The 5,426-nt window shown below is 49.6% G+C and carries 5 protein-coding genes; all 5 read right to left on the bottom strand.

The window, feature by feature from the left end:
• A partial coding sequence (locus GF404_07910) for a hypothetical protein (GenBank protein MBD3382106.1) occupies positions 1-1,367 on the bottom strand: 1,367 nt, incomplete at its 3' end.
• 2 nt (positions 1,368-1,369) lie between these two features.
• Positions 1,370-3,157: a CBS domain-containing protein gene (locus GF404_07905; protein ID MBD3382105.1), complete on the bottom strand. Its 1,788-nt coding sequence runs from the start codon at positions 3,155-3,157 to the stop codon at positions 1,370-1,372.
• A gap of 120 nt (positions 3,158-3,277) precedes the next feature.
• Positions 3,278-4,306: a PDZ domain-containing protein gene (locus GF404_07900; protein MBD3382104.1), complete on the bottom strand. Its 1,029-nt coding sequence runs from the start codon at positions 4,304-4,306 to the stop codon at positions 3,278-3,280.
• A 34-nt stretch (positions 4,307-4,340) separates the two neighbouring features.
• Positions 4,341-4,757 carry an OsmC family peroxiredoxin gene (locus GF404_07895; GenBank protein MBD3382103.1) on the bottom strand — a complete coding sequence of 139 codons (417 nt, stop codon included), beginning with the start codon at positions 4,755-4,757 and terminating at the stop codon, positions 4,341-4,343.
• A gap of 41 nt (positions 4,758-4,798) precedes the next feature.
• Positions 4,799-5,179, bottom strand: coding sequence for a reactive intermediate/imine deaminase (locus GF404_07890; protein ID MBD3382102.1), 381 nt, complete (start codon positions 5,177-5,179; stop codon positions 4,799-4,801).
• Positions 5,180-5,426: the final 247 nt, after the last annotated feature.

The following is a 5,426-nucleotide window of genomic DNA, read 5'->3' as shown; positions in this document are numbered from 1 at the left end:
GTGCCGGTGCGCTTGATGGTGAATTTCTCAAGCGGTTCGATCGTCATGGGAGCATTGATCTTCAAATCGACTGGAAACAGAAACAGTAATGCCACTATCACTGCCAGAACAGCCATCCAGATATAAAAACGAATTGATTTCGGCACTGACACTCCCTGTCTCTCTGACCTGTTTGTAATAGACCGAAAAGAGTTTCTGATCGGTTCGTTAAAAATAACAACCATAAGCGACAAAAACAACAGAAAACCGACCCCGCCCCATTTATCGGTCAGCAGGTTGTACAAAAACGAACCTATCCAGAAAAACAGGATCAGAGAATACAGAATCGCCAACACCGAGTATACCATGAAGATATTGCGTTCGCGGCGGGTATATTCGGCCAGTTTTTCGACCGGCTCGATGAAAACATGGCGCAGGATTTGTTTGAGGTAATTAAATGCTTTGCTTCGCAGGTTGGGGATCTCGACGATGTCAACGAGCAAATAATAACCGTCGAGTTTCAGAAGTGGATTGAGGTTGAACAAGAGCGTTACAATCGCGACCGAGGCGGTCAGAAACAAAAAATCGGAAACCGTGTTGCCGGTCTTGATGATTCGCCACAAAAGAAGGCTGGCCGCACCCAGAAAGGCCTGGAAATAGATCCCGGCCAGAATCGTTTTGATCCTCTGCGATTTCTTCTCGAACATATACGAATCCGAGAGGTTGCAGTAGAAACAGATCTGGAAATACAGCAGTAAAAAACCCATCTCACTGACCTTACCGCCGTAGTGACGGCAGACTATGCTGTGCGCAAGTTCATGAAGCGAGACTACCATGAAGATAGACAAAATCAGGAGCGGTATGGATGACAGCGAAAATATCTGGTAGACATTGGTCGGCATCAGGGAGGCCGAAGCCTTGACCTGGAGCGCGCCGACTACAATTATCAGCGAAGATATGATAACAGCCGGAGTGGAAAGGGTAAACTTAAACCAGCGGTAGAGCCATTGCAGAAAGCGGTCAGGATTGAATGCCTTTAGTTTGAGATACAGGATCTTATCAATAAACGATCTTTTGCTCTCGACCTGCGAGGCCCGCGAGAGCTGGTATTCCGCTGATTTGCTGTAAAGAAAGCCTTTTTGCCTGAGGGCATCGATGAACTTGTCGAGTTGTTCCGGGGTGATTTTAAGGCCGAATCGCTGCTCGAATTTTTCGAGCACCTGTTCTGTTGAAGTTCTGCCGTCCAAAGCCTCGGCAAGGAAATATTCCGGTTCGCGCAGGCGAAAGAATCTTTCGCTGACCGGGTCCTTGATGACATAGAAAGTCTTCCCGCTATGGGTCTGACGGCTGACTTCAAGGTCAGATCGCAATTTGTGATAAGCGTCCATGCCTATTCAGCATAATCAGAGCTTCGCAATTTGCCAATAACTTTCTTGTTATAGGCAGTATATATATCTCCCTTTTCCAAAAGTCCCAAAAGCTTGTCGTCGTGCTGATGATCGACCACCGGCACAACTTCGATATCTCGCGGGGCGATCTTTTTGAGGGCTTCTTCCAGCGTGTCCTCCGGAGAAACATCGACCGGATGGGAATGGCTGATATCGGCCGCTATTACCAATGTGTTCATCTCCGGATGAGCCGACACTGTACGCAGGTCGTGAAGCGTGAAAGTGCCAATCAGGTCACCTTTGGCATCGACCACCGGCCAGCAGTCGTCGCGGGATTCCTCGACTACCTGGAGGATCTGGTAGAGGGGCATATTGTGCGGGATCACAGTGAAATCTGTGTGCATGACTTCCTTGACCTTGATAGACGATAGTACCAGGATGTCGCGTCCGCTCTGGAGTTTGATCCCTTTGCGGCTGAGCTTCATTGTGTAGATTGAATCGACCAGGGTTCGGCGCGAAACCAATGTCGCGAAAACACAGGTGACCATCAAGGGCAGGATCATATTGTAATTGCCGGTCATTTCGAAAATAATCAATATCGCGGTAATCGGGGCATGAGTGGTGCCTGCCACGACACCTGCCATACCGACTACAGCATACGCTCCGGGCAAAGCAGTGACCTCAGGGAACATACCGTGGGCGAGCTTGCCAAAAAAGCCTCCCGCTACCGCACCCATAAACAGTGATGGCGCGAATATCCCCCCGGCGTTGCCCGATCCGAGAGTCAGTGAAGTGGCCAGTATTTTGGCGAACACCAAAACCAGCATCAGAATGAGCGGCAGTTCACCTACCAGCGCAAGTGAGATAGTGTCGTAACCATCGGAAAATATCTGGGGCAGAAACAGGCCGACGATTCCCAGCATGAACATTCCCAAAGCCGGCTTGAGATAATCATGGATTTTAAGCTTCATGAATTGGTCGACCGAGAAATATAAAACGCGTGTAAACAGTATGCTGATCACAGCGGTCAATATACCCAGGAGAATGTAAAGCCCGATTTCGTACGCGGAGATCAGCTTGTAGGTCCCGGGAATATCGAAAGCCGGGTGGTCGCCCAGAAGCGAGCGCGAGATAACCGATGCGATCACCGAAGACAATATCACCGGGGAGAAAGTGCGGATTCCGAAATCTCCCAGGATCACTTCCAGCGCAAACAGCACCCCCGCGATCGGGGCGTTAAACACCGCCGATATACCCGCCGCCGCACCGCATCCGACCAGAACACGGATACGCTGACCGGACATCTTAAAGACCTGCCCGATAGTCGATCCGATCGAGGAACCGACCTGCACGATCGGACCTTCGCGCCCGGCCGACCCCCCCGAACCGATACAGAGAGCCAGGGCAATTGACTTGGCTAAAGCCACACGGGGCCTGATCAATCCCCCCCGTAAAGCCGTCGCCTCCATTACCTCGGGTACTCCGCTCCCCCGGGTCTCGACCGCCCAGCGGTACAAAATCGGCCCCGCCAAAAGACCTCCCAGAAGCGGTATCAGAGGCACCCAGATCTTCCAGCTCACTATGAACTGATTCAGGTAGGATAAAGAATAACCGAAGAAGAGATCCTTGGCGCTCTCGATCAGCCAGATAAACAGGACCGCGCCCAAGCCGGTCGAGATTCCTACCACGAACGAAAGGATGATCAGTATCTGGGTTTCGGAGAGGTGAAATCGCCGAAAGAAGCGATGTCCCCATACCTGTATGTAACGAGCGAATCTGGACAGTCTCATATTACATGATGATAATCACTTCGATTTATTACACAAGATTTTTTAAGCCCGGTCGAGTGCAAAAAAAACCTCCCCGATATTTCGGGGAGGCCACTTCTTACACAGGAGTCTATTGAGTAATCAGCGTATTTCTTTTTTCAAATCATTGAGTTCCTCGCGCAGTTGTTCGAGTTCTTCGCGCAATTCCTCCATATCTTCTTCCAGTTCCTCATTGAGTTCATCCAGATCGAGGTCGTTGAGGGCTTCCAGGTCGAGATCTTTAAGCAGTAATTTGACATCCGGAATGTTGGGGGCGACCTGGTACTGGTTCATCCCGGAATGCCACCCGAACCATTCCTCATCGAGTTCCCGTTCCTCGAGTTCGATAGCCAGAGCCATATTCTGGCCCCTGCGGGAGACTTCGATGTTCAGCTTGTCACCTTTTTCATGTTTTTTCACTATTTTGGTGACATCGCCCGGTGAACTGACTTCTTTGTCATCAATTTCGAGGATAACATCTCCGGCTTTGAGACCGGCTTTCTCGGCAGGAGACTCTTCCATCACTTCGGAGATCAAAACACCTTCCTTGACATCGAAATATTCAGCTAACTGTTTATTTAACGACTGCAGGCCTACTCCCAGGAAGGTTGTCGATGAGGGCATCTTGCTCTTCCAGTTGTAAAACACCTTGGGAGATTTCTTGAGGGTGAAAGTTTTGTCCTTGAGCTCGACTGTTTCACCCAAAGTCAGAGCGACATCTTTTTCATTGTTGTCGCGCAGGATCTTGATCTTGATCTCATCACCAGGCTGTTTTTGCTTGAGAGCCCTGGTCAAATCTCCGGAATCATCGACCACACGGTCGTCGAAACTGACGATTACGTCGCCTTCCTCGAGACCGTATTTTTCCGCCGGTGAATCATCGACAACACCGTTGATCAGAACCCCCTCATCGAACTCAAGGCCGAATGCTTTGGCGATATCGTCATTTAAATCCTGCATATAGATACCGATCCAGGCTTTTCTGGATGAGGCCTTTTCGGTACCGATCGTGGCAGCATAGAGGTTGACCGCGGCAAACAACACGAGCAGGCCGATCAATGAGACAATAAAAGTGCTTCGATTAAGAACCTTCATAGCTTTTCTCCTTTTTTCTTGATTTTCTATTTTCATTTTACTTGAAAAAAAGCCTGAAGGTTTCGTTTTTTTAAACGATTCTTATTTCGGTCGAAATTTCCATTCTGCCCTTAACCGATTGTGATACGGCACAGTATTTATCCATCGAGAGATCCACTGCCTTGCGCGCTTTTTTTTCATCCAGGTCTTTCCCCGAGAGGGTGTAGATGATTTTGCCGTGATCGAAATATTTCGGGTAGTCCTCTTTTTGCGTGGCTTCAATTTTGACCTCGCAGAGGGTCAGCTCGATCCTCATCTTACTCAGTATATTGACCATATCCACCGCGGTGCAACCGGCAATCCCGATCAGAAATGCCTCGGTCGGCTTGATCCCGAGATTTTCCCCGCCGGATTTCTCGGGTGTGTCCAGCATGATCGCGTGGCCGGATGATTTCCCGACCGCGATGAACCTGCGGTTTTTTGCCCAGCTTATTTCAGCTTCCAGCATGTCTTCTGCCTTTCATTGATGTCTGTATCATATATATTGTCTTATTCTGCCGCGATAGCTTCGATCTCGAGACGCGCTCTTTTGGGAAGCTCCCTGACAGCCACTGCCGCTCGGGCCGGCGGATCTTTCGGAAAGTACTTCTTATAGACTTCATTTACCGCCGCGTAATCGTCTAAACTGACCATATAAACAGTTGTCTTGACAACGTGTTCCAATCCAAGGCCGGCCGACTCGAGGACCGCCTTCAGGTTTTCAATGATTTGTGTGGCCTGTTTTTCAGCATCGCCATCGACAAGTTGACCGCTTGTGGGATCTATCGGAATCTGTCCCGAGCAGAAAACCATGCCGTTGACCCTGACCGCCTGGCTGTACAGCCCGACAGCTCCGGGAGCGGAATCTGTGCTGATAACTTTACCTCGCATATACTCCTCCTCAAGTGGTGACAGGATTTATCAAGTATAGGCGAAAATATGATGGTGAGGTCGTGCAGGCAAACTGTTTTTAGAATATTGGCGGTAATTACGAGATGTGAAAGGTCAGATACTGCATTGGTAATTGTCGGGGCCCATCACAACTGTAAACTCGCGCAGGTAACGAGCATCGAACTTGCCCTTCATCTCGTACATGATCTTCAGCGCGGGATAGGTTTCCATAGCTTCCTGGTAGACC

This window comes from Candidatus Zixiibacteriota bacterium, from assembly GCA_014728145.1.
Classification (GTDB): Bacteria; Zixibacteria; MSB-5A5; order JAABVY01; family JAABVY01; genus WJMC01.
This window is presented reverse-complemented; position numbering and strand designations above follow the sequence as displayed.